At 66.1% G+C, this 280-nt stretch carries 1 protein-coding gene; it reads right to left on the bottom strand.

The genetic code is table 11. The features are described from left to right. Positions 1 to 26 precede the first annotated feature (26 nt). Positions 27 to 280 (bottom strand): acyl-CoA dehydrogenase family protein (locus ACP7H9_RS14245; protein WP_439222938.1); only part of this gene is annotated, 254 nt, incomplete at its 5' end.

The raw sequence follows: 280 nt of genomic DNA, 5'->3' as shown, positions 1-280 counted from the left end.
GGCATCGCTCATCGCGTTCCAGTCGGTCATTGCGCGGCCTCCTCGAATTTGCGGGACTCCAGCCAGCGCCGACGATGATATGGCGCATCGCCCAGCCAGGCGGACAGCACTAGCGCCCGGTTCAGGAACAGCCCGATGTCGAATTCGTCGGTGTAGCCGACGGCGCCATGCAGCTGGATCGCTTCGCGGGTAATCTTCTTGGCCGCGGTGCAGGCGCGGGCCTTGGCGCGGCTCGCCTGGTACGCACGCAGGTGCGGGTCTTCGGTGGTGTCCATCAGGA

It is taken from the genome of Idiomarina sp. ST20R2A10 (assembly GCF_051842345.1).
Taxonomy (GTDB): domain Bacteria; phylum Pseudomonadota; class Gammaproteobacteria; order Enterobacterales; family Alteromonadaceae; genus Idiomarina; species Idiomarina loihiensis.
This window is presented reverse-complemented; position numbering and strand designations above follow the sequence as displayed.